We start from the raw sequence: 1,286 nt of genomic DNA, 5'->3' as shown, positions 1-1,286 counted from the left end.
CCTATGTATGTGCCAAAGGCTCCGCCTAGAAAATAGCAAAACATAAAGACAGTATTGAGCCGACTGCGAGCGGTTTCCGACAGTGCCAAAGCACGTAATTGATTGCCAACTAAGCCTGCCCGTCCCCCTACATCTAGAAAAATGACGCTGATGATGAGGGCGGTCAAATAGTGTCCTGACATTGCCAGGAGTAAAAAACCGACTATAGTGCAGAGGCTGCCTAAAAAAACAATCGCCTGTGGTGTATACCTGTCCGCTAAATTACCGATAATCGGTGTCATCAGGATCCCTGCAATTCCTGCGAAACCGAAAGCACCAACAATATCACTGCCGAAATGATAAGGAGGACGAGACAGAAGCAAAGCCAGAGCCCCCCATAATGCACTGAAAGATCCAAACATTAAGGCTCCAGACAGACAGGCTTTGCGTAACTCACTCTCTTGCCGGAAATAGGTTAAAAGCGATACGATTAACTGCCGGTAAGGCATCGGATTTTTTGATGGGCTGTTATGAGGCAGTAGACGATAGATTATCACTATCATTATCACATTGATGGCTGCTGCCACGATATACATGGCACGCCATCCCCAGTGCTCACCAATCACGCCGGAAAGGATGCGAGCAAATAGGACTCCGGCCATCAGTCCACTCATCACTATTCCTACAGCCCGCCCCCGTTGTTCCGGGGGGGCCAACAAAGTCGCCATTGGAATAATTATTTGTGCACCCACTGCGGTCATACCAATAGCGATACTGCTCATCAGCAGTTGTGCAATATCTTGAGCCATAGCGGCGAACAGTGAAGCAACAGCATTAATCCCCAGCAAAAAGCTCAGCAACTTTCGCCGCACAACGCGATCGCCCAAGGGGACAAAAAAGACCAATCCTGCAGCATAGGATAACTGAACAACCATCGCAATTGAGCCTACGGTCTTGGTATTAGCGCTGAATTCCCTAGAAAACAACTCCAGTAACGGTTGGTTATAATAAATATTTGCCACAGACAGCGCACACAAACAGGCTAACGAAAAGTAAACTCTTGTATCTATCATAGTAAATTCACCATTATCATTAACTGCTTCAGTAGAATTAAAATAATTCGTTCTTCCCTTGGGGAACAGGTAAGAATTTCTGACTCTGCAAGTAACCAAGATAACGATCGAGAAGCTCATATTTCAGTAAAGGTAACACCTGTCTCTTATACACATCTGACGCTGCCGACGATGCCAACTAAAAAGGGGGGGGGGGGGGGGGGGGGGGGGGGGGGGGGGGGGGGGGGGGGGGGG

1 protein-coding gene is annotated in these 1,286 nt (G+C 48.1%); it reads right to left on the bottom strand.

The window, feature by feature from the left end:
* On the bottom strand, positions 1-1,172 hold a 1,172-nt coding region (locus JHD74_RS25790; RefSeq protein ID WP_233169692.1), incomplete at its 3' end, for an MFS transporter.
* Positions 1,173-1,286 lie beyond the last annotated feature (114 nt).

It is taken from the genome of Serratia sp. ASV30, from assembly GCF_016428815.1.
GTDB classification, from domain to species: domain Bacteria; phylum Pseudomonadota; class Gammaproteobacteria; order Enterobacterales; family Enterobacteriaceae; genus Chania; species Chania fonticola_C.
This window is presented reverse-complemented; position numbering and strand designations above follow the sequence as displayed.